Below are 24,729 nucleotides of genomic sequence, written 5' to 3'. Positions count from 1 at the left end.
ATTTAGGTTAAATTCATATAATAATCTTGCATTTTGTTCTGTTATCGTACACTATTTTATAATTTTGTAAGCGAATTGCTAATATACCTATTTAAATTATGAAATGCTTAAATAAATTTATTCTGGCGTTGACCATGACTGCAGTGTCTGGTCAGGTTATGGCGGCAGATGCTTGCCAACACAAAAACGAGTTTACTAATTATGTTAATCCCTGGATTGGTACCGGAGGTCACGGTCACGTATTCTTGGGTGCAAACGTACCCTTTGGCGTGGTACAGCTCGGCCCCACAGAGCACACCCATGGATGGGACTGGTGCTCGGGCTATCACATCAGCGATTCGGTACTGGTAGGTTTTGGTCATACCCACCTCAGTGGTACGGGTATCGGCGATCTGGGTGATATCGGTTTCCTGCCAGTGGCTCATTGCAGCGCTACCGAGACTAAGTTCTCACATGCCAACGAGTCGGTTCGTCCAGGCTACTATGCCATCCGTTTGCAGCAGCCTAATGTTTTTGTTGAGCTCACTGCTACAAAACGCGTTGGTTTCCACCGTTATACATTCGGTGCCGACAATCATAAAGGTATGCTGCGTATCGATTTGCGACAGGGTACCGGTTGGGACAACTGGCGTAAGAGCGGGTTTTCTGTTGAGAGTCCTACCATGGTTACCGGCTTCCGTCAGTCGTCGGGTTGGGCCCGCAATCAGCATGTGTTCTTTGCAGCCGAGTTCTCAACCCCTGTAAAAGTGAAGAAGCAGGTAGGCGACTCTATCATGGTGCTTACCTTCGAAGATATCTCTAAGCCAGTGATGGTAAAATGTGCCATCTCGGCAGTAAGTGTCGAGGATGCCAAGGCAAACCTCAAGACCGAACTGCCAGGTTGGGACTTCAAGGCTACCGTAGCTGCTGCTAATCAGGCATGGAACGACGAGTTGGGTAAGATTGATGTAGATACCGACGATGAGACCGTTCGTACCATCTTCTATACAGCCCTTTATCACACTATGACCGCACCATCGGTGTTCAGCGATGTTACAGGCAATTACCGTGGTGCCGATGGTAAGGTGCACCATGGCGATTTTACCAACTATACCACCTTCTCGCTCTGGGATACCTATCGTGCAGCTCATCCTTTGATGACGCTGATTCATCCTGAGAAGCAGAAGGATATGGCTGCCACCTTCCAGCACATCTTCGAGCAGCAGGGCAAGCTGCCTGTATGGCACCTGATGGGTAACGAGACCGACTGTATGGTGGGTAACCCCGGTGCAGCTGTGCTGGCCGATATGGTTCTGAAAGGTTTTGTAACCGATAAGGAGGCTGCCTTTAATGCGATGAAGACATCGGCTATGCTTGATGAGCGCAGTATGGATCTGCTCAAAAAGTATGGCTATCTGCCTTACGATAAGGATTCTGCTTTCCAGACTGTGGCTAAGGGCTTGGAGTATGCACTGGCTGACGACTGTATCGCTAAGGTAGCTAAGATGTTGGGTAAGAAGGCTGATTACAAGTACTTCTATAATCGCAGTCGTGGCTATAAGCATTATTTCGATCGCAAGACTCTGTTTATGCGTGGACGCGGTAGCGATGGTAGTTTCCACGAGCCATTCAATCCATTCAAGAGTGTACATACCGCCGACGACTATACCGAGGGTAATGCTTGGCAGTACACCTGGCTGGTACCTCACGATGTACACGGACTGGTTAGTTTGTTCCCCAGCGAGAAGCGTTTTGTTGAGAAGTTCGACTCACTCTTCATCGTCAGTGGCGATATGGGTGCCGAGGCTTCGCCCGATATCTCTGGTCTGATTGGACAGTATGCACATGGCAACGAGCCTAGTCACCACATATTATATATGTATAACTACGTAGGTCAGCCTTGGAAGGCAGCCAAGTTGCTGCGCCAGACCATGAGTGAACTCTACTTCAACGATTTCGACGGTCTGTCGGGTAACGAGGATGTAGGTCAGATGTCGGCTTGGTATGTCATGTCGTCGTTAGGTCTGTATCAGGTAGAGCCTGCAGGTGGCAAGTACATCATCGGCAGTCCACTCTTCAACGAGGCTAAGGTTAACGTAGGTGGCGGTAAGACATTTACTGTTAAGGCTCATAACAACAGCAAGGATAATATCTACGTGCAGAGTGCCAAGTTGAATGGCAAGCCTTATGCTAAGTCGTACCTGATGTTCCAGGATATCGTAAAGGGTGGTGTACTCGAACTCGAGATGGGCAACCAGCCTTCAGCATGGGGGACTCAGATTAAGAATCGTCCTTAATTTTAGTGAATAGTGAAAAGTATTGTGATGATTAGATATACACTAAGTGTGAGCTGTGTGAGATGGTGTTTAGTGATACTATTCACTATTCACTGTTCACTATTCACAGCCTCAGCACAGCAAGTCAATGCCCGATACACCTCTGTGGTTTCTGATAATACTAAGGTGTATCCTTCCAAACGTCCACCGGTAGCCGAGCGCCTTTTTACGTCGGATGCCGTAGAGGCCAAGATCCGCGAGGTGCAGAAACTGCTGAGTGGCAATCCCCGTCTGGCTTGGATGTTTGCCAACTGCTTTCCAAACACCTTGGAATCTACCGTGCATTACCGTGTGGTAGATGGCGAGGATGATACCTTTGTATATACCGGCGATATTCCTGCCATGTGGCTGCGCGATTCGGGTGCTCAGGTATGGCCTTACGTGCAGTTGTGTGCCAAGGATAAGAAGCTCAGAAAAATGCTGCGTGGTGTGATTCTGCGCCAGCTGAAGTGTATTAATATAGATAGGTACGCGAATGCCTTTAACGATGGTCCTACCGGTGCCGGTTGGCAGAAGGATGTGACCAGGATGACCAAGGATGTGTTTGAGCGTAAGTACGAGATCGACTCGCTGTGCTATCCCGTGCGACTGGCTTATTGGTATTGGCTGGTAACGGGCGATGCCACTATCTTTGGCGATATCTGGTTGCAGGCAGTTGATAACATCGTAAAAACCTTCCGCGAACAGCAGCGTAAGGATGGACATGGTCCGTACCGATTCTTCCGTATGACCGATCGTACCTACGATACCGTGGGATGGAATGGCTACGGCGCTCCAGTAAAACCTGTTGGTCTGATAGCTTCGGTATTCCGTCCATCTGATGATCGTACCTCTTTGCCTTTCCTGGTGCCTTCTAACTTCATGGCAGTATCATCGCTTAAAAAGATGGCTGAGATTCTTTCTAAGGTTAACGCCAAGAGCGAAAAGGCTGCCGAGTGCCAGGCTTTGGCCAGTGAGGTAGAAACCGCCCTGAAGCAGTATGCCGTGGTTGATCATCCTAAGTACGGAAAGATTTATGCCTACGAGGTGGATGGTTTCGGTAATCATCTGTTGATGGACGATGCCAACGTGCCCAGCTTGTTGGGTATGGGTTACTTAGGCGATGTGCCTATGGACGATCCTGTCTATCAGAATACCCGTCGTTTTGTGTGGAGCGAGGATAACCCCTGGTTCTTCCGTGGTAAGGCAGGCGAGGGTATAGGCGGTCCGCATATCGGTTATGATATGGTATGGCCTATGTCGATTATGATGAAATGCTTTACAGCCACCGATGATGATGAGATTCGCTGGTGCATGCGAACCCTGTTAGCTACCGATGCCGGTACAGGTTTTATACACGAGAGTTTTAATAAGGATGATGCCAACGATTACACCCGTCCGTGGTTTGCTTGGCAGAACACACTCTTTGGTGAGTTGGTATTAAAACTCATAGCTGATGGCAAAACCGAGTTATTGAATAATCTATAAAAAGAATCCCGCTTCAAACAAACTGAAGCGGGATTTCTTTTTTATTTAAAGTAGATGTCGGCGGGTTGCATCTTTTGGCCTTTGGTATCAAATACCCAGAGGCGAAGCATACCACCGTTGCTATCAAAGTAGCGAACCTCTATCTTGTGCAGTCCGGCTTTCAGTGCCTGCTGACTTACTTCCTCGTGAGGACTCTGTGGACGGTCGTTATCTACCACCATGTTGCCATCAATCTTCAGCCAGCTACCATCGTCGCTCATCAGCGAGAAGGTATATACACCATCCTCAGGCACACGCAGGTAACCGGTAATAATCAGTCCGATGTTACCTTTTACACCCTCGGGAATCACTACGTCGTTAGCAGGATAATTGCCGTTGAATGGGGCCTTGTGGATTTCGCGACATTTCTCACCGCGATAGTTGTACCAGACAGCGTCCAAACCCTGTGTCAGCTTGCTGGCATCTGCCTTTACTGGCTCCAGCAGTCCCTGCTTCAGGAAGTCGGCCTTCAACATCTCACCAGCCTGTCCGTTAGGTGCAAACGTACGTAGAATAAAGTGCGTGGTCTCATCAACCTTCACAGGTCCGTTATATAGCTGCGAGTTCTTGTTGGGGAAGCTGCCATCGGTGGTGTAGCGTACTGTTGCCAATGGGTCGGCACAGCTCACTGCCATGGTACCCTCAGTGGTAAAGGCGTTTACGTGATATACACCATCCAGACTTGGGGTGCGGAAAGGCACGTTCAGCTTGTGCAGCATGGCAAACTGCTTAGGCAGGCGACTGTAGAACTCATCGTAATCCTTCAGCTCGGGCTTGGTCCATGCTAATTCTGAGAGTGCCAGGATGCGTGGGAAATACTGGAACAGCACACGCTCACGGGTAGGGATATACTCGCACCACATGTTACCCTGCACGCCAATCACGTGCTGCTTCTGCTTGGCGTTCATGCCTTTCAGCATCTCCTTGTCGTATTCGTAGATGCTACGCATGCTGGTCTTCTCCTCGGCCTGCGAGAGATACATGGGCGAACCAGGACAGAAGATGACATCGTTGCCCTGTGCTGTTACCTGACTTGGTGCATCGGGCACCCAGGTACGCCACCAGGTTACGGTAGCGGTCTTCGAGAGTCCACCCTCCAGGATTTCGTCCCAGCCCATCATCTTCTTACCGTTCTTATTGATGAATGCCTCCATCTGATGGATAAACCACGACTGCAGTTCCTCCTCGTTCTTCAGATGGTTATCCTTGATACGCTTCTGACAGTCGGGACATTCCTTCCAGGTATCCTTACGCACCTCGTCACCACCTACGTGTACATACTCATAGGGGAACAGCTTGAAAATCTCGCTCCAGATATCCTTGCAGAAATCCAGCACCTTCTGTTTTCCTGGACAGAGTGGGGTAGTAAAATACTGGCCCCAGCCGATGGTGGGGAAGCACGAAAGACCCTCGTAGTTCTCGATGGCACTCAGGAAATGACCTGGCATGTCAATCTCGGGTACAATCTCGATACCGCGCTGCTTGGCATAAGCCACCACGTCGCGAATCTGATCCTGTGTGTAGTAACCACCATACAGGGTATCGCCATTCTCCACACGGGTATTCTTTTGGGGAATCAGCAGGTTGGGATTATCATCACGGGCAGCCAGCTGCATGCAAGCAGTGTCCTGGTTGTTGTAGATACGCCAGGCACCCTTCTCGGTCAGCAGTGGGTACTTCTTAATCTCGATACGCCAGCCCTGATCGTCGGTCAGGTGCCAGTGGAATCGGTTCAGCTTGTACAGTGCCATCAGGTCGATAATCTCCTTCACCTCGTCAACTGTAAAGAAGTGGCGTGATACATCCAGATGGAATCCGCGCCAGTTAAAGCGTGGTGCATCGGTAACCGCAACAGTAGGGATGGCAGCTTTGCCATCGTTCTGCAGTAGCAACTGGTTCAAGGTGGCAATAGCCGACAGGGTTCCGCTGTAGTTGGCAGCGTTGATGTCGATACCGTTGGCCTTTACATTCAACTGGTAGCCGTCCTTGGCTATACCTTTCTTGGTAGTCAGTCGGATGTCGCCCTGCTTGCCGGCAACCAGCGTGGCGTTTACCTTTGCATAGCGCTGCAGGCATACCTGCAGGTACTCAGCAGCAGGCTTCAGTGCAGCCGATGAGTAGGCAATGGTAGTGCCTTGTGCCAGATTAAACTCGCCTGTGCCAACAGTTACTTTCTGTGGCGCAGGTACTAAGTTAACCTGAGCCTGGATGCCTAGACTCAGGATACTAAATAGCAGTAAAATGATTTTCTTCATAAAAAGTGTTGGTAGATGTTTTGAATTTGTTAGAACTGCCAGCGACTGGGCAACTGACGCTCAGGCCACAGATGCTTGGCATATTTGTAGTTGTAGAACTCGAACAGCTTTGTGAATCGTGTCAAGCGCTCCTTAAAGGCGTCGTAGTTCTTCAGCTCAGGCTGTGTCCACTGTACCTCCGACAGAGCCGACATACGTGGCAGGGCCTGATATTCCACCAGTCCTTCAGTCAGCAGATACTCAGCCCACAGGTTGGCCTGTGTACCCAAGATGTGCTTCTTGGCTTCGACTGACAGGGTGTCGGGAGCAGGCTCCAGCGAATATACCTTCTCTACAGGAATGAAACCACCGCAACGGCTTGGCTCGAACTGAGCCTCCTTCGACTGCAGATAGTCGAAGTAAACATGCGATGTAGGCGCCATCACCACGTCGTGACCTAACTCGGCAGCCTTGGCACCAGGCTCGCTACCACGCCACGACATAATCATGGCATCCTGTGGACAGCCATCCAGAATCTCGTCCCATCCCAGGGCACGGCGCTGATGGGATGTCAGGTAGCCGAATACCTTCTGTGTAAAGTGAGCCTGCAGCTTATCCTTGCTCAGTCCGAGGGCCTGACACTTAGGACATGCCTCCCATTTTACTGTTGGAGTTTCGTCGCCACCGATATGGATTACTTCCGAAGGGAAAATGTCCATAATCTCGGCCAGCACACCCTCTACAAACTCGTAAACCTTAGGATTGCCTACGCACAGCACATCGGTGTAAACACCCCAGTAGTGACCTACCTCGTAAGGACCGCCTGTGCAACCCAGTTCGGGATAGCAAGCCAGTGCAGCCAGCATGTGTCCGGGCATGTCAATCTCAGGGATGATAGTGATATGGCGCTCCTGGGCATATTTCACAATGTCGCGAGCCTCCTGCTGGGTGTAGAAACCACCGTGGGGGATACCATCGTCCAAATCAGAGTTGGTGCCGAGGATAGTACCCGAACGCTGCGAACCGATAGTGGTAAGCTTAGGATACTTCTTGATCTCGATACGCCAACCCTGGTCGTCGCTCAGATGCCAGTGGAAGGTGTTCATGTTGTGCATAGCCAGCAGGTCGATGAACTTCTTTATGAAATCCACGCTCCAGAAGTGGCGTGAGCAATCCAGCATCATACCGCGATAACCAAAGCGTGGGGCATCGGTAATCGTTGCGGCAGGCAGACTGCCACCCTTGTGCTTACCGCACTTGCAGGCGATAGGCAGCGATTTGCGCAGGGTCTGGATACCATAGAACACACCAGCTGCTGTGCCACCCTGGATGGTAACACCCTTCTGGTTGATGTTCAATACATAACCTTCCTTAGCGGTTACCTTTGGCGATACGGCCAGCTCGATGTAGCGCACCTTCTTAGCACGCTTGTTCACGATGGTCAGGTCGCACTTGGTCAGCTCTTTGATGTACTGCTTCAGGAATTCTGCTTCGCTCTGCAGTTCGGCAGGGGCCAGAATCTGTACGTCGGCGTCAACCTCAAAGGCTGCACCTTTTGTCATCACAATCGACTGTGGCAGTGGTACCACGTTGTAGTTGGCAGGCTCGCCAGCTGCAGCTGTCATTGAGCCTAACGAGATGAGTGCTGTTAACACCATTCCTTTAAACTTCATGTTTACGGTCTTCATTAATGTTTAATCTTTAATGTTTAATCTTTAATGTTTAATCTTTAATGTTAATCTATTACGTTTAGAATTTGTACTCTACAAACGCCTCCATGGCCTCGTAGCATGCCAGTCCGAGATTGTCGTAGCGCTTGGCTGTCTCGCGGTTGCGATCCTCGGCACGCTGCCAGAACAGGCGCTCGTCGTTACCCAGGAATGGGGCACTCTCCATCTGACTCTGGTGGCGCAGGATAGCATTACGTTTCTCGCGCAGTTCCTCTGGACTCATAGGTACGCACATCTCGATATCGGCTACATCCCATTCAGCCCAGGCACCACGGTACATCCATACACGGCAGTCCTTCAACCACTCGGCACCAGCCTTCTTGGTCTCGTCGATGGCAGCCAGCACAGCATCGGTACACTTACGGTGTGTGCCGTGTGGGTCGGCCAGGTCGGCAGCCACGTAAATCTGGTGTGGCTGAATCTCGTTAATCAGCTCGATAATGGGGGTTACGTCGGCCTCGGTCATAGGCAGCTTCTCAATCTTACCGCTCTCGTAGAAAGGCAGGTCGAGGAAGTGGATATGCTTACTGTCGATACCACTGTACTCACAAGCCAGTCGGGCCTCGCCACGGCGAATCAGTCCCTTCAGGCGCAGAATCTGCTCGTTATCCAGATCACCTGGTTTCTTACCCTTGATAAAGGCCTTTACTGCCTGGTATGAGTGCTTAATAACCTCGTCGCTACCGTTGGCAAAAATGGTGTTAAAGCCATTGATAAAGTGCATAAAGCGGCGTACCTCTTCATCGCCTACAGCAATGTTACCAGATGTCTCGTAAGCTACATGCACATCGTGGTTCTGCTGCATCAGTCTTCGAATGGTTCCACCCATCGAAATTACATCGTCGTCGGGGTGGGGCGAGAATACAATCACACGCTTGGGGTAGGGCTTTGCGCGCTCGGGGCGGGTGCTATCATCTACATTGGGTTTGCCGCCGGGCCAACCAGTAATAGTGTGCTGCAGTTCGTTAAACACCTCGATGTTTACCAGACCGGCCTGACCGTCGAATTGCTCAACCAGATGTCCCAGTCCATTCTCAACATAATCCTTGGTAGAAAGCTTCAGCAGTGGCTTCTCTACCTTCTCACACAGTTCGATTACCTGACGTCTAAGCTCGTGGTTAGGCATCTTAATACTGTTAGTTAGATTTAAATTCATCATCGTTATATTAATTGTAGTAAAGTATAAATTTTCTGCGAAAGTACACATTTTAGGCGAAATAAATGCAAAATTTGGGAAGATTAACAATAATATTGTGTAATTTTGCACCCGATGAAACAACCAGCTATACAGAAACCCGAAGATATCAGCGAGGTATTGCTGCATGCTTGCTGCGCACCTTGCTCGTCGGCTATCGTCGAATGGATGATGGCTAACGGTATTCGACCTGTGATTTATTATTTTAATCCAAATATCTGGCCCCGAGAGGAATACGAGATTCGCAAACAGGAGAGTAAGCGTCATGCCGAGAGCTTAGGACTGCGATGGATTGATGGTGACTATAACCACGAGGAGTGGTTGGGTGGTGTGTGCGGACTGGAGGCCGAGCCCGAACGCGGGCGCCGTTGCGAACGCTGTTTTACATTGCGCCTGATTGCCGCTGCCAAGCAGGCCCAGGCGTTAGGTATTAAGTATTTCACCACCACGCTGGCATCGAGCCGCTGGAAAAGCTTAGAGCAGATTGAGCGTGCCGGCCATATCGCAGAGGAAATGGTCAATGGTCAATCGTCAATGTTCAATGAAGTTAAATTCTGGGCCCAGAACTGGCGCAAGGGTGGCCTGTACGAACGCCGCAACCAACTGCTTAAGGAGTATCAGTTCTATAATCAGCAGTATTGCGGCTGTGAGTTCAGTATGCGGCCTAAATCAACAGAAATAAAAGAAAATGTAAAAAACGACGAGTAAAATTTGGGTGTGTCGTTTTTTTATTGTAACTTTGCGCCCTAAAAATAGATTAGTAATATGTTTGAGAATTTAAGTGATAGACTAGAACGCTCGTTTAAGATACTGAAGGGTGAGGGTAAAATCACCGAGATTAACGTAGCCGAAACGCTGAAAGATGTACGTCGTGCCCTGTTGGATGCCGACGTAAACTATAAGGTAGCCAAGAGCTTTACCGATACCGTTAAGCAGAAAGCTTTGGGTATGAACGTGCTTACAGCCGTTAAGCCAAGTCAGCTGATGGTGAAGATTGTTCACGATGAGCTGGCCGAGCTGATGGGTGGTAAGGCTGCCGAGCTGAAGATCGAGGGCCGTGCCGGTGCGCCTGCCATCATTCTGATGTCGGGTCTGCAGGGTTCGGGTAAGACTACTTTCAGTGGTAAGCTGGCCAAGATGCTGAAAGAGCGCAACCACAAGAAGCCTTTGCTGGTAGCCTGCGACGTGTACCGTCCTGCTGCTATCGAGCAGCTCAAGGTAGTGGGCGAGACTGTAGGTGTTCCCGTATATTCCGAGCCTGATAATAAAAATGTGGTAGAGATTGCCAACCACGCTATCCAGGAGGCCAAGTCGAAGGCCAACGATGTGGTTATTATCGATACTGCAGGTCGTCTGGCTGTAGATGAGGAGATGATGCAGGAGATCGAGACCCTGAAGAAGGCCGTTAATCCTAACGAGACTCTGTTCGTAGTTGACTCAATGACCGGTCAGGATGCCGTTAACACCGCTAAGGAGTTTAACGATCGTCTGGATTTCGATGGTGTTATCCTTACCAAGCTCGATGGTGACACCCGTGGTGGTGCTGCCCTGTCAATCCGCACCGTAGTAACCAAGCCTATTAAGTTTGTAGGTACGGGCGAGAAGATGGAGGCTATCGATGTGTTCTATCCCGAGCGTATGGCCGACCGTATCCTCGGTATGGGTGATATCGTTTCTCTGGTTGAGCGTGCCCAGCAGCAGTTCGACGAGGAGGAAGCTAAGAAACTTGAAAAGAAAATCCGCAAGAATAAGTTCGACTTCGACGACTTCATGGGTCAGATACAGCAGATCAAGAAGATGGGTAACATCAAGGATCTGGCTGCTATGATTCCTGGCGTTGGCAAGCAGATTAAGGATCTGGATATCGACGACAATGCCTTTAAGGGTATCGAGGCTATCATCAACTCGATGACACCAAAGGAACGCGCTAATCCCGATATCATCAATCCAAGCCGTCGCCGTCGTATCGCAGCCGGTTCGGGTACCAAATTGGACGATGTGAACCGACTGATGAAGCAGTTCGAGCAGACTCGCAAGATGATGAAGATGGTTACCGGCCTCAATTCGTCGAAAATGGCTCAGATGGCTGCAGCCATGAAGATGCGAGGTGGTATGCCCAAGTTCTAAATACAACACATATGCAACTGATTGATGGAAAAGCAACAGCGGCGGCTATCAAGGCCGAAATCGCTGAGGAGGTAAAAGAGATTGTTGCCCAAGGAGGCAAACAACCCCATCTGGCCGCCGTCTTAGTGGGTCACGATGGGGGATCGGAGACTTATGTAAAAAATAAGGTGCTGGCCTGCGAGGCTTGTGGCTTTAAGAGTACGCTCATCCGTTTCGAGGATAATATCTCGGAGGATGAGCTTTTATGTTGCGTTGATAAGCTCAACAAGGACGACGATGTAGATGGTTTCATCGTGCAGTTGCCCTTGCCAAAGCATATCGACGAGCAGAAGATTATCGAGGCAATCGACTACCGTAAGGATGTCGACGGTTTCCACCCCATTAACGTGGGTCGTATGGCTATCGGACTGCCTTGCTTCATCTCAGCCACACCTCTTGGAATTATCACCCTGCTTAAGCGCTATGGTATCGAAACCAGCGGTAAGAAGTGTGTCATTCTGGGTCGTTCAAACATCGTAGGCAAGCCCATGGCTCAGCTGATGATGCAGAAGCAGTATGGCGACGCTACCGTTACCGTATGCCACTCGCGTTCTAAAACACTGAAGGAGGAGTGCCGTGCCGCCGATATTATTATCGCTGCCATCGGTCAGCCCGACTTTGTTACCGCCGATATGGTGAAGGAGGGTGCTGTGATTGTGGATGTAGGTACCACTCGCGTACCCGATGCTACCCGTAAGAGCGGATTCCGTTTGAATGGCGACGTGAAGTTCGACGAGGTTGCACCTAAGTGCTCGTATATTACACCTGTTCCTGGTGGCGTAGGTCCTATGACCATCTGTTCGCTCATGAAGAATACCTTAGCCGCAGGTAAAAAAGAGTACTATAAGTAATGACAGCCGAAGAGTATTACCAGCAAGGCAATGAGGCCCGCAAGCGCGGTCAGTGGCACGAGGCTATCAACAGCTATATCCAGGCTATTGAGCTCGATCCCGAGAGTCCCGCTGTGGAAGCCAAGCGTATGCTCGACGACATCATGGCTTTCTATTGTAAAGATATGTATAATCCATAAACAAATACTGAATATGGCAAAAATGAAAGGCGCTATTGAGGTGAATACCGAGAGGTGTAAGGGATGCAGCCTCTGCATCGTTGCTTGCCCTCAGAAGGTTATCGCCCTTGCCAACAAAGTTAATCTGCACGGCTACCCCTACGTGGAGGCTGTCAACGAAGAGGCCTGCGTAGGCTGTGCTTCGTGTGGCATCGTCTGCCCCGATGGTTGTATCACCGTGTATCGTAAAAAAGTGGAGGAGTAATTATGGCACAGGAAAAGGAAGTTGTATTGATGAAAGGCAACGAGGCTATTGCCCACGCTGCTATTCGATGCGGATGCGACGGCTATTTCGGCTATCCTATTACTCCGCAGAGTGAAGTGATCGAGACATTGGCTGAGCTGAAGCCTTGGGAGACTACCGGTATGCAGGTAGTTCAGGCCGAGAGCGAGCTGGCCAGTATCTACATGGTTTATGGTGCTGCCGGTGCCGGTAAGCGTGCCATGACCTCATCTTCGTCTCCTGGTATCGCACTGATGCAGGAGGGAATCACTTACATGGCTGGTGCCGAGGTGCCGGGTGTGTTTGTCAATGTTCAGCGTGGAGGTCCCGGTCTGGGTACCATCCAGCCATCGCAGGGCGACTATTTCCAGGCTACCCGTGGTGGTGGTAACGGCGACTACAAGGTAATCGTTCTGGCTCCATCGTCAGTTCAGGAGATGGCCGATTTCGTAGATCTCGCTTTCGAGTTGGCATTTAAGTATCGTAACCCTGCCATGATTCTGAGCGATGGTGTTATCGGTCAGATGATGGAGAAGGTGGTTCTGCCCCCATTCAAGCCCCGTCGTACCGACGAGGAGGTGATTAAGGAGTGTCCTTGGGCTTCAACTGGTAAGCCAAAGAACCGCGAGCGTGTGGTTATCACATCACTCGAGCTTAAGCCTGAGATCATGGAGCAGCGCAACCTGGCTCTGCAGGAGAAGTATCGCAAGATTCAGGAGAACGAGGTACGCTTTGAGCAGCAGCAGATGGACGATGCCGAGTATGCTATCGTAGCATTCGGTAGTGCTGCCCGTATTGCTGAGAAGAGCGTAGAGATTGCCCGCGAGCAGGGTATCAAGGTAGGTCTGTTCCGTCCTATCACACTGTTCCCATTCCCCGAGAAGCAGATTGCCGAGCTTTCAAAGAAGGTAAAGGGTATCCTGGTAGCCGAGATCAATGCTGGTCAGATGGTACAGGATGTTCGTCTGGCTGCCAACGGCGCAGTTCCCGTAGAGCAGTTCGGTCGCCTGGGAGGTATCGTTCCCGATCCCGAGGAAATTGTAGATGCGTTAAAAGAGAAAATTATGTAGCAAGTCCGTTGCCAAAATTAATAGAAAATGGATAGAAATCAAATAGTTCAACCAGAGAACATCGTCTGCAAGAAGCCGACGCTGATGAACGACAACAATATGCACTACTGCCCAGGCTGTAGCCACGGCGTGGTACATAAGCTCATTGCCGAAGTCATCGAAGAGATGGGTATGGAAGACAAGACCGTAGGTGTATCGCCTGTAGGTTGTGCTGTCTTCGCCTACAATTATATTGATATCGACTGGCAGGAGGCTGCCCATGGTCGTGCACCCGCACTGGCCACTGGTATCAAGCGCACCTGGCCCGATCGCCTGGTATTCACCTATCAGGGCGATGGCGACCTGGCTTGTATCGGTACCTGCGAAACCATCCACGCACTGAACCGTGGCGAGAACATCGTGATTATCTTCGTTAACAATGCCATTTATGGTATGACGGGTGGTCAGATGGCTCCAACCACACTGATTGGTCAGAAAACCTCTACCTGTCCTTATGGTCGTGATCCAGAGATTCACGGTTATCCTTTGAAGATGGCCGATATCGCTGCTCAGCTCGAGGGAACCTGCTATGTTACCCGTCAGAGTGTAGAGAGCGTAGCCTCAATCAACAAGGCTAAGAAGGCTCTGCGTAAGGCTTTCGAGGCTTCGATGGCTGGTAAGGGTTCATCGCTGGTAGAGTTTGTTTCAACCTGTAACAGCGGTTGGAAGCTTTCGCCCGCTAAGGCTAACGAATGGATGAAGGAGAATATGTTCCCCTTCTATCCCAAAGGTGACTTAAAAGATACGACAAATAAATAATGAATTATCGTGCAAACCGAATGCAGAGAGTTTACTCTTTGCTGAGGTGCAGCCGATGATGCATAAAACGAAGTTTTATGAAGAAAGAAATAATTATTTCTGGTTTCGGAGGTCAGGGCGTGCTCTCAATGGGTAAGATCTTGGCCTATAGTGGACTGATGGAGGATAAGGAGGTAACATGGATGCCTGCTTACGGTCCTGAGCAGCGTGGTGGTACAGCCAACGTTACTGTGATCGTTAGCGACGAGCGCATCTCTTCGCCTATCCTCAGTAAGTACGACATCGCTGTGGTACTCAATCAGCCCTCACTCGAGAAGTTTGAGCCCAAAATCAAGCCCGGTGGCATTCTGATTTACGATGGCTTTGGTATCATCAACAAGCCAACCCGTAAGGATATCACCGTTTACGAGATCAATGCGATGGACAAGGCTGCCGAGATGAAAAACGGTAAGGTGTTCAACATGATCGTTTTGGGCGGACTCTTAAAGGTAGCCCCTGTGGTAAGCGACAAGGGTGTAGAGAAGGCTCTCTACAAAACTCTGCCTGAGCGCCACCACGGACTGATTCCTCTGAATATGGAAGCCCTGAAAGAGGGTGCTAAGATTATCCAGGAAATCAAATAAATGGAGTTAAGACAATTAACAAGCGCCGTCTGCCAGATTGCTAGGCAGGCGGGCGCTTACATTAGGAACGAACGAAGCAAGTTCTCGTTAGAGAGCGTGGAGCGCAAGCATGCACACGACTACGTGTCGTATGTCGACAAGGGCTCCGAGCAACTGATTGTAACCGCATTGCGCCAGTTACTGCCCGAGGCAGGTTTTATTACCGAGGAAGGTTTGGCTGGTCACAATCAGGAGCAGCTTTTATGGGTGGTAGATCCGCTTGATGGTACCACCAATTTTATTCATCAGTATGCACCTTACGCCGTTAGCATTGCGCTGTTGCAAGGCCACGAGGTATTGTTAGGTGTGGTTTACGAGGTTTGTCACGACGAGTGTTTTTACGCCTGGCAGGGTGGGGGCGCCTATATGGACGGCCAACTGCTGCACGTAAGTACACAGAAAATCAATGATGCTTTGCTCTGCTTGCAACTGCCTTATAACAGCGATGCTTATAAGCCCGTTATCAAGCGCTTAATCGATGAGCTTTACGGCCATGTAGGTAGCATCCGCATGTGCGGTTCGGCTGCCATGGCTTTGTGCTATGTGGCTGCAGGCCGATACGACGGTTATGCCGAGCAGTACATCGGTCAGTGGGATTTCATGGCTGGTGCGTTGATAGTAAAAGAGGCAGGCGGCACCGTAACCAATTACGAAGGCGAGACCGACTTTACCCAAGGCAACAGTGTGGTAGCTACCAATGGCATCATTCAGAGTGATTTGCTGAAGTATCTTACCAACGAGAAACCTCACGATAAGAAAAAGCAAACCATCGATTCAAGCATGGTTGATCGTGCTATCTGTTTTGCTACCAAAGCCCATTCGGGTGTGGTTCGTAAGGGTACTAAAATTCCTTACATTGCTCATCCTCTCGAGGCGATGGCTATCGTAGGTAGTATTACCGACGATCAGGAACTGTTGGCAGCAGCCGTACTGCACGATGTGGTTGAGGATGCCGGTGTAAATGTGGCCGATATCCGCACCGAGTTCGGCGACCGTGTAGCAGCTCTGGTTGATTCCGAGACCGACAGCGAGGTGCCCGGCATGAGTCATATTGATAGCTGGCAGATACGCAAACAGGCTGCTATCGATCATCTCGCAGCAGCCAGTCGCGATGTTAAGATTGTGGCGCTTGGCGATAAACTGTCAAACATGCGTGCCATGCTCCTTCATTATCATGAGCAGGGCGATCAGGTTTGGCAGCGCTTTAATCAGAAAGATCCAGCGTGCCACGCCTGGTATTATCGCCAATTGGTAAAAAGCCTCTCGTCGCTCAGCGACACCGATGCTTTCCAAGAATTCGCAGCTCTGGTAGATCAGGTATTTTCAAGATACGAAAAATAATTATAAAAGCGGGCTTGTTTTATAACAGGCTCGCTTTTATATTTGTTTAATCTTTCTTTCCCGGTCGCTTACCGTGTGGCGGCTGCATCTTCTGGTAAGTCTTGTACTGCTCGTCGGTAAGAATCTGCTTCAGCTTCTTCTCGTACTCCTGTCGCTTAGCCTTGTGCTTGCTGTCGGGTTTCTTTGGCATAGCCTTGTCGCCATTCTTTGGTGGCTCAGGTCTGCTGCCGTCGGCATTCTTAGGTGGTTCGGGTGGCATCAGTATATCCTGATACTCCTTGTTCAGCGCAGCCACTTTGGCTTTCTGTGCATCGTTCAATTTCAGCTTACTGGTCATCTGGGTTGTCATCTCCTGATGCGTCATCTTCTTGTGAGCCTTACGGTCCGATGGCTGAGCCATTGCTGTAGTCATAGTCAGCAGGGCCATCATTACTAATAAAATCTTTTTCATTGTTTCTAAGTTATTAAAATTGTTATTACTATCAATATCACCGATGTTGTATTTCGACGCTGCAAAGTTAGTAATATGCTCAATACCAGCAAAATAATTTCAGCCAACCTGCTTTTTTCTTCAGCAAGCACTTGTATGTTTCAAAATAAAGTACTATCTTTGCCGCCAAATATTAACATTAACCATATTACAACGTATGAAGAAATTGCTGCTAATGGCCCTCTGTCTGGTTTTTGGACTGGAAACTTGGGCACAGGATGAGAGAAATGCCCGTGTAGTGGTAGGTATGAACAATCTTACCTACACGGTGAAAAAAACAAAGACACTTGAAAAGGTGCTGGATGTACTGTTGACAGGTGAGGTTTCGAAGGATCAGTCGAAGTATCAGGATGCCGTTAGGGCTGCTATCCTGAAGGGAATATCGCAGTCGCACCGCATGTCGGCTATCGACGGACAGCTGTCGGCTCAGGAGGCTGCACTCCCAGGCGCACGCTATGTAGATGCTACTGTATCTACCTTATCGACCACATCTAAAACCGAAACAGAGTATATCGACAAGGAGAAGAAAAAGACCCGCACCAAGACCTATTATAAGGCGCTGATTGGTATCACCATGCAGTTTAAGAGCGCCAAGACCGACGAGATTCTGGCCAGTCCTACGTTCAACGTCACCGAAACCGACCTGTCGTGGATTGAGACCGAAGACGGCGCTATGCTGAAGGCCCTTGACCGTCTTTCATATTATGTAAACAGATACTGCAACCGCTGGCTGCCTTTGCGCGCTAACGTACTGGAGGGTGCTCGCGACAAGAAGGACAAACAAAAGGAAGTGTATATCGACCTGGGCAGTGCCGAGGGTGCTTACAAGGGTCTGCACATGGGTGTATATACCGTAAAGACCGTTGCCGGTAAGGAGGCCAAGAAGCAGATTGGCAAGCTGAAGATCGAGGAAGTTCAGGGCGACGACATCAGTCTGTGTAAGGTGCAGAGTGGCGGCCGCGACATCAAATCAGCTCTCGACAACGGCGATACACTCGTTATCGAGACTACTGATTAGTTTTCAGCTATTCAGCTGGGCTTCTATAAACTTTAATTCGGCTTCGAGCATGGCTAGTTTCGGCATCTCGAAGCCGACTTTCTTTGCTTCTGCTATTGGGCGCGAATAGAGATATTCAATCTCCATGGGGCGATGATAGTCGAAATCAAGTTTCATCGACGGACTATAGGGTACCATCTCGTCGGTCATCTGCATCATCTTATCAGCAAATTCAGATGTCAGGGTGTTTACACCCAGGGCATTGGCGGCGCCAATCACCTCCATCATCTGGTCGTATATCAGCTGGCGTGTGGCTGGGTTCTTCAGCAGCTTGTCGGTACTGGTGTTCAGGGCTACCGTCATACCGTTAAATGGCATGTTCCATACAGCCTTCTTCCATCGTGCTTCCAAATATGGAACCTCGGCAGCTTGGATGCCGGCATCTGTCATATCCTGCAACAGCACCTCGAACTTTTCCTGCTGGCACGAGTAGTTACCCAGATTAATGCTACCATAGCACTGGTGCGAAACATGACCTGGACCAACCTTGGCCGAACATATAAATGCCAAGCCAGCCACAATCTGCAGGCCTGGGAACACATTCTGCAAATCATCCTCCAGTCCTATACCATTTTGTATAAGTATTACAATCGAATTCTGGTGTACGATAGGGCGTAGTAGCTCTGGTAATACATCGTGGTTTTTAACCGATTTCAATCCTACGATGATCACATCCGTCTTTGGCATATCCTTCTGAGTAGCGTAGGCATTAATATGTGGAAGACAGAAATCGCCGTCGCACGAATCTACTCGCAATCCATTCTGCAACACATATTGATAGTCACTATGCGCGAGGAAATGCACCTCACGTCCTGCCTTTGCCAAACGTCCGCCGTAATAGCCTCCGATGGCTCCCATACCTATTATCGAATAACTTAACATGCTGATATATTTAATTAAATCCGTGCAAAGGTAAACAAAAATCTGTAAATCCTTGTAAATTCCAAAACAAAATTGTACATTTGCCCTCAAAATATAAGTGTATGATATCAGCAAAAGGATTCTTTACATCTTTAATAGCGCTATTGTTGGTGACTCCTGTTGCAGGCTTGGCACAGAGCTTAACAGCCGAGATGCATCATGTCGACTCTGTGATGGTGGAGTTGCAGATGAAGTACGATCCATATCATTTGTATCATGCTGATTCTGTTCATCAACAGTCGTTGCTGGTTAATCGGTATGGCACTCTCAAGGCTAACCCCAATGCCCTCAAAATTCCAGGAGTGGTATGGGTGCCTGAGCAGAAAGGATTATTTGAAGATCAGGAAGAGCGCCAGAAACTGTATGGAGATTACTCCTTTGGCGATGCCATCCTCGACACCACACTTGACATTATCTCCGACATCTTCAGCCCCAAAAAGAAAACCAAGAAGAAATAATCTTGTGTATAGTACTTTGACTAATAATATTTTGTATGAAAAGAGTATTTCTCAGTATTGTCGCTTTGATGTGCATGACTATGGCACAGGCACAACCGCGAGCCTTTAAGGTTCGTAGTAATATACCAACCGACTCCATCCGTTTGAGCGATCCAGCCATCCTGGCCGATCAGAAAACAAAGATGTACTACATGACGGGTACTGGCGGTATGATGTGGCGTAGTGCAGATTTAAAACTGTGGGAGGGACCATTTCGCGTTACCGAGTTCGATGCCAACTCATGGATGGGCGCACATCCTATGATATGGGCTGCCGAACTGCACCAGACAGGCGATGGCTTTTATTACTATTTTGCTACGTTTACCAATCAGGCTGTAAAGATTGATACCGTTCGTGGTAATGTCATCGAGCGCCGTGCCTGTCAGGTGTTACGTGCCGATAACCCTATGGGACCATATCGTGCTTTTGGCGATGCCACCTATCTGCCCGCCAATCGTCCCACACTCGATGGCACGTTTTGGCGCGATACCGATGGCAAACCCTATATGGTGTTCTGTGGCGAGTGGCTGCAGAATTGGAACGGTACGATAGAGAAGATTGAATTAAAGCCCGACCTGAGTGGAACGGTTGGCGAGCCCAAGCTGCTGTTCCGTGCCAGCGATTCGCCCTGGAGTCGCGAAAAAGATGATAAGGGCAACATCACCTGGAATAAAGTAACCGATGGTCCATGGCTTTTCCGCACCGGTACTGGTCGTCTTGGTATGCTGTGGACATCGTGGGTATATGATGTTTATACCCAGGGTGTGGCTTATTCTGCCAGCGGCACCCTCGATGGCCCATGGATTCAGGAGCCCGAGCCCATCACGCCTCCCACTTACGGTCACAGTATGCTGTTCCAGCGTTTCGATGGTCAGTGGATGATGTCGGTTCACAGTCATGCTAAAGATGCCCAAGGTCGCACCGTCCGCATTCCCCATTTCTTCGAAGTAGATCTCTCCGGCGATAAGCTCGTCATAAAGTAATCAAACAATATAAAGGTGAGATTGAAATAGCTCGCCATATTATGAACAAATATTCAGAGGAGGACAGTGACAATGATTAAGTTTGATGGCTTGCCGATACAAACGGGGCTCTTGTCCTAGACGGAGTCTATTTTTATAAGAACCAAGCGGCCGCTCCAGCTATGCTGGCTTGCCACCATCGGGACGCAAGAAGGTCGAATTGCTCATCATCACACAGATGCCACCGTTCTTCGCAAGCGAAGCGGCAAAGCCGAGCGCCGCACATCGTGGCTCTACTTGGTTCCGTTTCTGGGGGCAAAGATACAAGTAGTTTTTATAACTTCCAAATATTTAGGCTGTTTTTTTTATTTCGTCAGTTTTTTATTAAAAGTTTGGAAGTATCAAATAATTATCGTAACTTTGCTGCCGGAATTAAAGAAAGGATCAAACTATGGCATCAGTTGCATTTAAAAATCGTACACGCGATGAAATAATAGCTGCATTTCGGGAGTCTATTCGTAAAAAACACGAATGGCAAGAAAAGGCAGAAAAGGAAATCGAGAAAATTCGTCAAGAGCGTTTACAACTAAGTATCTGATGATGAATTCACTCGATTTGGCATATGTTAACCGTCTCGCACCTTATAAAGTGTGGACGAAAGAGGGACGTGACTATCTCATAGAGACTAGTAGAGGTCAAATCTTTGTAATAGGTTTTATGGATGATTATTCTATCTGGCAGACTGGCGCATATCAGTTTACCATTAACAATCAAAGCCATCGACCATCACCGCTCGATTATAAACTACGCGAAACAATTCTTTTACTAATTGAGGCCTTTTTCAAGGCGAACCCTGATATATTACTTTATATTTGTGAAACGGGAGATGGTAAGCAGGCAATGCGAAGTCGCCTTTTTATTAGATGGTTTAATACATATAGTCATCGTGATGCTTATATCTTAGAAACAGCAGAAGTCATGGAAGGTGAAACTAAAAATTTTGCGGCACTCATAGTACAAAAGTCTAATCCACGTTTAACTGAAATTGTTTCAGAATTTAGAGAGACTATTAGTATCTTAACCAACAAACCTGAGTAAATGTACACCACTACATTAGAATACAATTCCTACAAGCCGAAGACCGAGGAAGAAGAAGCGCATAGAGAACTTAGAAATGCCTTTCTAAGTCATTCTCGTAAGAGTATGTCTAAAACAATAGCTCAATACTAAAGAAGCAGGACTTTCAGGTGTCCTCGATGTAGCACAGTCTAAAAAAAGCGGCCATCACTCCCCTTGAAGTGATGGGCGCTATGTTTATGAAACCAAGCGGCAAGGTCGAATTGCTCATCATCACACAGATGCCACCGTTCCGCACATCGTGGCTCTACTTGGTTCCACCTTTCACGCTGCAAAGATAGGAAGATATTCTGAAACTTCCAAATATTTTACTGTTTTTTTTGTACAAAGCTTGCTTTCATATCGTTATTGGTTTTTGTTTGTAAGTTCTTGATATAGTTTGAACAGCTCGGCTACACACTGGCTTTCGGTCGTGGTTTTGATGGGGAAACCATAAGCTGCCATAACGGCGCGGTCGTTCTCTTGATGGGCTTTGCGGAGTTCTACGGGCATGGTTAGCTCGTCGTAGAGGTCGGCCAGCGATGAGTCTGGGTAGAGGGCCCTTGCATCCAAGATGGCTTGAGCTGTTTGCTCTATCTTTGCCTTTTGCTCTTCTGTTGGAATAGGCCAGGGGAAGTTGTTGTAAACGATATCTTTTGAGTATCGATAGTCACTTTTAAGTCTTCCACATACTGCTCTCATCCATGCCATATGGACATTACTTATTAGAATACCGAAATGATATAAAGTTGCATCAGGTATAATTAAAACGAGGTTGGTAGGAATGGTGTCTTTGGTAAGAAATCCCATTGGAACATAACGACGACGCTCAGAAGAGACGCTGGGAACTACGATGTACGTTTCAGGGTTGTTCGTCTCACGGAATAAGTGAGGATAATTGGCTAGACGGCGAGTAGCTTCGTCACTACTTGATTCTCGCATTTTCCGCACGCCTTCTATGCGGTTAAGAACTGTTGGCATCTGCCTTAATTCTGCAGGTGTTGCTTCTTTAAGCCAAAGACAGTATCTTGCTTTATTGTTTATGTATTCTTTTGATCCAATTAGGCGTTTTATAAATTTTCTTGATTTTGGTTCACAAGCAAGAAAGTTTTCAAGATCAGCTGCTTCTATTATAAGATTACCACCATCAGTAGGTTGATTGCCTTTACGAATAGAAGGTACCCTACATAAGGGTTTGCTCTTACTCTCGACAAATACATTTGGGGCATCCATCAAATATGCATTAATGTTTGATGCTTTATGTTCCTTTGCATTGTCGTAAATGGTCATTGTATGTTTATCGTTCGTGCAGCTAAATCCTATAATTACGCAGTGAACATGTGCTTTAAGTGATGCTTCACTATCCCAGCGAAATGTGCGATGGGCAAAGTCTATGTGAACACCTTCTTTTTCAAAGAGTGGTTTCCATAGATTGGCAACTTGTTCTCCTTGTGATATGCTATTTGTCGAAACTAAAGCCGTACGTATATCTGTTCCATGCATCATTTGAGTTGCCTTCAAGTACCATCCTGTTACATAGTCCATTTCACCGATGTTCTTCCATTTACTACCAAAAATGGACCTTATATCTGCTCTTTGATTATCATTCATTATATTAGCTCCCACAAACGGGGGGTTGCCTATTATATAAGTAAGGTGAGATTTTGGTACTACGGTTTCCCAATCGGTGCGGAGGGCATTGCCTTCGTGGATATTTGAGTAACTTTTTAATGGCAGGAAGTTATCTTCAAAGGTTACTATTTTCTCTGTTTCTGCCATCATCTGAGCCTCGCTGATCCATAAAGCTGTTGTGGCTACGGTTACAGCAAAGTCGTTAATCTCGATACCATAAAATTGGTGGATGCTCACTTTGATGGGGTTCATAAATGCACCTATCATGGTTTGGTCGTGGTATTTAGAACGGATAGCCTCGTTCTCTAATCGGCGCAAACTCAGGTAGGTTTCGGTCAGGAAGTTACCTGAGCCGCAGGCAGGATCCAGGAAGGTGAGCGATGCTAACTTGTCTTGATAGGCATCGAGTTTTCGAACGCGTTGCTTCTCAACTTTCTCATCCAATATTTCATCGAGTTCAGCACGCAGGTCGTTCAGAAACAGCGGATCGATAACCTTGTGGATGTTCTCGATCGAGGTGTAGTGCATACCACCACTGCGACGCGTCTCAGGATTGAGCGTGCTCTCGAAAACAGCACCAAAGATAGTAGGGGAGATCTCGCTCCAATCAAAATCCAGACTGGCATTCTGCAGCAGTTTCTGCTTCAGCTCATCGGTAAACTGCGGTATCTCGATGGTTTCAGCAAACAGGCCGCCATTGGTGTATGGGAATGCAGCCAGTTCTGCCTGCAGGTATTTGCTGCGTTGCTCCTTAGGCGTATTCAGTACTTCGAACAGATCGCGCAGTGCACGGCGTAAATCCTTAGCCTCATAGGTTACCAGGAAATCGTGAAATTGGTCGTGACTAAATATTCCTGCATCCTCGGCATACAAGCAGAATACGATGCGAACGCAAAGGATGTTCAGCCAGCGCAGGGCTTCGGGCGAATTATCGTCGTACTGTTTGAGCAGTGCCTCGTAGATGCGACCCACTATTTCGCCAGCCTGCATCGATACCTCCATTTCCTTGCGCAGGTGCTCATTCTTGGCATCCACAAGAAACTGCAGACGGTAATACTCTTTGCCCAGATTTTCGAGCAGTATCTGTTCGGGTTCGCCATTGGGCTGCTCCATATCGTAAACCAGGAACTCAGAGAAGTTGCAGGTAACAATCCATCGGGGATGTTCGGATACAGGCAAACTTACCACATAGCGGCGTGCCTGCTGGAATGGATTAAGTAGCGAACCATCGCTCTGAACTATGCCTTTACGCAAATCCTTACCTAGCGATTTTTGTTCAATAAGCACTTTGGTGGATGGTATGCGCCCATCGATAAAGTTTGAGCTGTCCACCATCCGATGGTCTTCGAAAGTGATAAAACCATTGGTAGGTGTATCGATTCCATACACGTTGCTTAGGAGGTCAATCCAGAATGGCTGTGATTCACCCCGTTCGTATCCTCTGCCTTTCCACCGCTCAGCAAAGGCTGCAGCGGCGGCTGACTGTTGTTTGTCGGTCATAGTTGCTATTATTTGGTTTATAGCACTGCCGACTTATCGGGATTTTTTACGGGCTAAAACTACGGGACCTCAAGGCACAGAAAAAGCGTGAACCGCCCTATCTATGTCTTGAGGCCCTAGGAAAGCCCGAATTACCAGATAAGTCATGTCCACGCCATGCAGCGCAGACATCAGTGACTAATCATCGGTAATTCTACAATCTTTGAAATTTCCTAGGTTTCAAGACATACCGAATAATCAGCTAA

At 48.4% G+C, this 24,729-nt stretch carries 21 protein-coding genes and 2 pseudogenes; 17 read left to right on the top strand and 6 right to left on the bottom strand.

Annotation, left to right across the window (positions count from 1 at the left end; all coding sequences use genetic code 11):
- Positions 1 to 98: 98 nt before the first annotated feature.
- Positions 99 to 2,276: a GH92 family glycosyl hydrolase gene (locus T499_RS0111840; protein ID WP_033151141.1), complete on the top strand. Its 2,178-nt coding sequence runs from the start codon at positions 99 to 101 to the stop codon at positions 2,274 to 2,276.
- Between the two features lie 27 nt (positions 2,277 to 2,303).
- The gene (locus T499_RS0111835) at positions 2,304 to 3,782 is read left to right on the top strand and encodes a glycoside hydrolase family 125 protein (RefSeq protein WP_033151140.1); all 1,479 of its coding nucleotides are present in this window, start codon (positions 2,304 to 2,306) and stop codon (positions 3,780 to 3,782) included.
- 41 nt (positions 3,783 to 3,823) lie between these two features.
- Here T499_RS0111835 and T499_RS0111830 read toward each other — a convergent pair whose 3' ends face one another.
- From T499_RS0111830 to T499_RS0111820, 3 genes and pseudogenes are all read right to left on the bottom strand, one after another.
- Positions 3,824 to 6,076, bottom strand: coding sequence for a family 20 glycosylhydrolase (locus T499_RS0111830; RefSeq protein WP_033151139.1), 2,253 nt, complete (start codon positions 6,074 to 6,076; stop codon positions 3,824 to 3,826).
- 29 nt (positions 6,077 to 6,105) lie between these two features.
- Positions 6,106 to 7,728, bottom strand: coding sequence for a beta-N-acetylhexosaminidase (locus tag T499_RS0111825; RefSeq protein ID WP_052173702.1), 1,623 nt, complete (start codon positions 7,726 to 7,728; stop codon positions 6,106 to 6,108).
- A gap of 76 nt (positions 7,729 to 7,804) precedes the next feature.
- Positions 7,805 to 8,929, bottom strand: a pseudogene (locus T499_RS0111820) (PIG-L family deacetylase); the annotation flags it as partial.
- 126 nt (positions 8,930 to 9,055) lie between these two features.
- Here T499_RS0111820 and T499_RS0111815 point away from each other — a divergent pair.
- The 10 genes and pseudogenes from T499_RS0111815 (at position 9,056) to T499_RS15155 (ending at position 16,309) form a co-directional block, all read left to right on the top strand.
- The gene (locus T499_RS0111815; RefSeq protein ID WP_033151138.1) at positions 9,056 to 9,688 is read left to right on the top strand and encodes an epoxyqueuosine reductase QueH; all 633 of its coding nucleotides are present in this window, start codon (positions 9,056 to 9,058) and stop codon (positions 9,686 to 9,688) included.
- Between the two features lie 57 nt (positions 9,689 to 9,745).
- Positions 9,746 to 11,107, top strand: a complete 1,362-nt coding sequence (gene ffh, locus T499_RS0111810) for a signal recognition particle protein (protein WP_013065532.1) — start codon at positions 9,746 to 9,748, stop codon at positions 11,105 to 11,107.
- An 11-nt stretch (positions 11,108 to 11,118) separates the two neighbouring features.
- Positions 11,119 to 11,997, top strand: a complete 879-nt coding sequence (folD, locus tag T499_RS0111805; RefSeq protein ID WP_033151137.1) for a bifunctional methylenetetrahydrofolate dehydrogenase/methenyltetrahydrofolate cyclohydrolase FolD — start codon at positions 11,119 to 11,121, stop codon at positions 11,995 to 11,997.
- Entirely contained in the window at positions 11,997 to 12,176 is a 180-nt protein-coding gene (locus T499_RS0111800) for a tetratricopeptide repeat protein (RefSeq protein ID WP_033151136.1), read from the top strand. The genes folD and T499_RS0111800 overlap by 1 nt, the downstream gene beginning before the upstream one ends.
- 13 nt (positions 12,177 to 12,189) lie before the next feature.
- Positions 12,190 to 12,420, top strand: a complete 231-nt coding sequence (locus T499_RS0111795; RefSeq protein WP_028907131.1) for a 4Fe-4S dicluster domain-containing protein — start codon at positions 12,190 to 12,192, stop codon at positions 12,418 to 12,420.
- Positions 12,421 to 12,422: 2 nt separating this feature from the next.
- Entirely contained in the window at positions 12,423 to 13,508 is a 1,086-nt protein-coding gene (locus T499_RS0111790) for a 3-methyl-2-oxobutanoate dehydrogenase subunit VorB (protein WP_033151135.1), read from the top strand.
- Positions 13,509 to 13,535: 27 nt separating this feature from the next.
- Positions 13,536 to 14,306, top strand: a complete 771-nt coding sequence (locus T499_RS0111785) for a thiamine pyrophosphate-dependent enzyme (RefSeq protein ID WP_028907129.1) — start codon at positions 13,536 to 13,538, stop codon at positions 14,304 to 14,306.
- Between the two features lie 77 nt (positions 14,307 to 14,383).
- Complete coding sequence (locus tag T499_RS0111780) at positions 14,384 to 14,929, top strand: 2-oxoacid:acceptor oxidoreductase family protein (RefSeq protein WP_013063811.1); 546 nt, start codon at positions 14,384 to 14,386, stop codon at positions 14,927 to 14,929.
- Positions 14,930 to 15,715, top strand: a pseudogene (locus tag T499_RS15160) (inositol monophosphatase family protein); the annotation flags it as partial.
- Positions 15,716 to 15,748: 33 nt separating this feature from the next.
- Positions 15,749 to 16,309, top strand: coding sequence for an HD domain-containing protein (locus tag T499_RS15155; protein ID WP_369793402.1), 561 nt, complete (start codon positions 15,749 to 15,751; stop codon positions 16,307 to 16,309).
- Between the two features lie 46 nt (positions 16,310 to 16,355).
- Here T499_RS15155 and T499_RS0111770 read toward each other — a convergent pair whose 3' ends face one another.
- Complete coding sequence (locus T499_RS0111770; RefSeq protein WP_157054608.1) at positions 16,356 to 16,760, bottom strand: DUF4890 domain-containing protein; 405 nt, start codon at positions 16,758 to 16,760, stop codon at positions 16,356 to 16,358.
- Positions 16,761 to 16,956: 196 nt separating this feature from the next.
- Between T499_RS0111770 and T499_RS0111765 the strand changes: the two genes are divergently transcribed.
- Complete coding sequence (locus tag T499_RS0111765; RefSeq protein ID WP_033151133.1) at positions 16,957 to 17,817, top strand: hypothetical protein; 861 nt, start codon at positions 16,957 to 16,959, stop codon at positions 17,815 to 17,817.
- 3 nt (positions 17,818 to 17,820) lie between these two features.
- Here T499_RS0111765 and T499_RS0111760 read toward each other — a convergent pair whose 3' ends face one another.
- Positions 17,821 to 18,738, bottom strand: a complete 918-nt coding sequence (locus T499_RS0111760) for a 2-dehydropantoate 2-reductase (RefSeq protein ID WP_033151132.1) — start codon at positions 18,736 to 18,738, stop codon at positions 17,821 to 17,823.
- 101 nt (positions 18,739 to 18,839) lie between these two features.
- Between T499_RS0111760 and T499_RS0111755 the strand changes: the two genes are divergently transcribed.
- The 4 genes from T499_RS0111755 to T499_RS0111740 all read left to right on the top strand — a co-directional run bounded on the left by T499_RS0111755 (position 18,840) and on the right by T499_RS0111740 (position 21,334).
- Entirely contained in the window at positions 18,840 to 19,235 is a 396-nt protein-coding gene (locus tag T499_RS0111755) for a hypothetical protein (protein ID WP_157054607.1), read from the top strand.
- Positions 19,236 to 19,309: 74 nt separating this feature from the next.
- Complete coding sequence (locus tag T499_RS0111750) at positions 19,310 to 20,257, top strand: glycoside hydrolase family 43 protein (protein WP_369793401.1); 948 nt, start codon at positions 19,310 to 19,312, stop codon at positions 20,255 to 20,257.
- 430 nt (positions 20,258 to 20,687) lie between these two features.
- Positions 20,688 to 20,834 carry a hypothetical protein gene (locus tag T499_RS14880; protein ID WP_033151129.1) on the top strand — a complete coding sequence of 49 codons (147 nt, stop codon included), beginning with the start codon at positions 20,688 to 20,690 and terminating at the stop codon, positions 20,832 to 20,834.
- Positions 20,834 to 21,334 (top strand): DUF6169 family protein, encoded by a 501-nt coding sequence (locus tag T499_RS0111740; RefSeq protein WP_232221099.1) that lies wholly within the window; start codon positions 20,834 to 20,836, stop codon positions 21,332 to 21,334. Before T499_RS14880 ends, T499_RS0111740 begins: the two co-directional genes overlap by 1 nt.
- A 384-nt stretch (positions 21,335 to 21,718) precedes the next feature.
- Here T499_RS0111740 and T499_RS0111735 read toward each other — a convergent pair whose 3' ends face one another.
- Positions 21,719 to 24,484 carry a DNA methyltransferase gene (locus T499_RS0111735; RefSeq protein WP_033151128.1) on the bottom strand — a complete coding sequence of 922 codons (2,766 nt, stop codon included), beginning with the start codon at positions 24,482 to 24,484 and terminating at the stop codon, positions 21,719 to 21,721.
- Positions 24,485 to 24,729 lie beyond the last annotated feature (245 nt).

Source organism: Prevotella sp. RM4, assembly GCF_000701965.1.
GTDB classification, from domain to species: domain Bacteria; phylum Bacteroidota; class Bacteroidia; order Bacteroidales; family Bacteroidaceae; genus Prevotella; species Prevotella ruminicola.
The sequence above is the reverse complement of the archived record's forward strand: the minus strand, read 5'-3'. Positions and strand labels throughout refer to the sequence as shown.

What these genes read in the sequence shown, in the direction of transcription:
- T499_RS0111790 (WP_033151135.1), top strand. Translation starts at nt 12,423, where the DNA reads ATGGCACAGGAAAAGGAAGTTGTATTGATGAAAGGCAACGAGGCTATT.
- T499_RS15155 (WP_369793402.1), top strand. Translation starts at nt 15,749, where the DNA reads ATGGTTGATCGTGCTATCTGTTTTGCTACCAAAGCCCATTCGGGTGTG.
- T499_RS0111740 (WP_232221099.1), top strand. Translation starts at nt 20,834, where the DNA reads ATGATGAATTCACTCGATTTGGCATATGTTAACCGTCTCGCACCTTAT.
- T499_RS0111840 (WP_033151141.1), top strand. Translation starts at nt 99, where the DNA reads ATGAAATGCTTAAATAAATTTATTCTGGCGTTGACCATGACTGCAGTG.
- T499_RS0111760 (WP_033151132.1), bottom strand. Translation starts at nt 18,738, where the DNA reads ATGTTAAGTTATTCGATAATAGGTATGGGAGCCATCGGAGGCTATTAC.
- T499_RS0111750 (WP_369793401.1), top strand. Translation starts at nt 19,310, where the DNA reads ATGACTATGGCACAGGCACAACCGCGAGCCTTTAAGGTTCGTAGTAAT.
- T499_RS14880 (WP_033151129.1), top strand. Translation starts at nt 20,688, where the DNA reads ATGGCATCAGTTGCATTTAAAAATCGTACACGCGATGAAATAATAGCT.
- T499_RS0111815 (WP_033151138.1), top strand. Translation starts at nt 9,056, where the DNA reads ATGAAACAACCAGCTATACAGAAACCCGAAGATATCAGCGAGGTATTG.
- T499_RS0111835 (WP_033151140.1), top strand. Translation starts at nt 2,304, where the DNA reads ATGATTAGATATACACTAAGTGTGAGCTGTGTGAGATGGTGTTTAGTG.
- T499_RS0111765 (WP_033151133.1), top strand. Translation starts at nt 16,957, where the DNA reads ATGAAGAAATTGCTGCTAATGGCCCTCTGTCTGGTTTTTGGACTGGAA.
- T499_RS0111800 (WP_033151136.1), top strand. Translation starts at nt 11,997, where the DNA reads ATGACAGCCGAAGAGTATTACCAGCAAGGCAATGAGGCCCGCAAGCGC.
- T499_RS0111785 (WP_028907129.1), top strand. Translation starts at nt 13,536, where the DNA reads ATGGATAGAAATCAAATAGTTCAACCAGAGAACATCGTCTGCAAGAAG.
- T499_RS0111830 (WP_033151139.1), bottom strand. Translation starts at nt 6,076, where the DNA reads ATGAAGAAAATCATTTTACTGCTATTTAGTATCCTGAGTCTAGGCATC.
- T499_RS0111795 (WP_028907131.1), top strand. Translation starts at nt 12,190, where the DNA reads ATGGCAAAAATGAAAGGCGCTATTGAGGTGAATACCGAGAGGTGTAAG.
- folD (WP_033151137.1), top strand. Translation starts at nt 11,119, where the DNA reads ATGCAACTGATTGATGGAAAAGCAACAGCGGCGGCTATCAAGGCCGAA.
- T499_RS0111735 (WP_033151128.1), bottom strand. Translation starts at nt 24,484, where the DNA reads ATGACCGACAAACAACAGTCAGCCGCCGCTGCAGCCTTTGCTGAGCGG.
- ffh (WP_013065532.1), top strand. Translation starts at nt 9,746, where the DNA reads ATGTTTGAGAATTTAAGTGATAGACTAGAACGCTCGTTTAAGATACTG.
- T499_RS0111780 (WP_013063811.1), top strand. Translation starts at nt 14,384, where the DNA reads ATGAAGAAAGAAATAATTATTTCTGGTTTCGGAGGTCAGGGCGTGCTC.
- T499_RS0111825 (WP_052173702.1), bottom strand. Translation starts at nt 7,728, where the DNA reads ATGAAGTTTAAAGGAATGGTGTTAACAGCACTCATCTCGTTAGGCTCA.
- T499_RS0111755 (WP_157054607.1), top strand. Translation starts at nt 18,840, where the DNA reads ATGATATCAGCAAAAGGATTCTTTACATCTTTAATAGCGCTATTGTTG.
- T499_RS0111770 (WP_157054608.1), bottom strand. Translation starts at nt 16,760, where the DNA reads ATGAAAAAGATTTTATTAGTAATGATGGCCCTGCTGACTATGACTACA.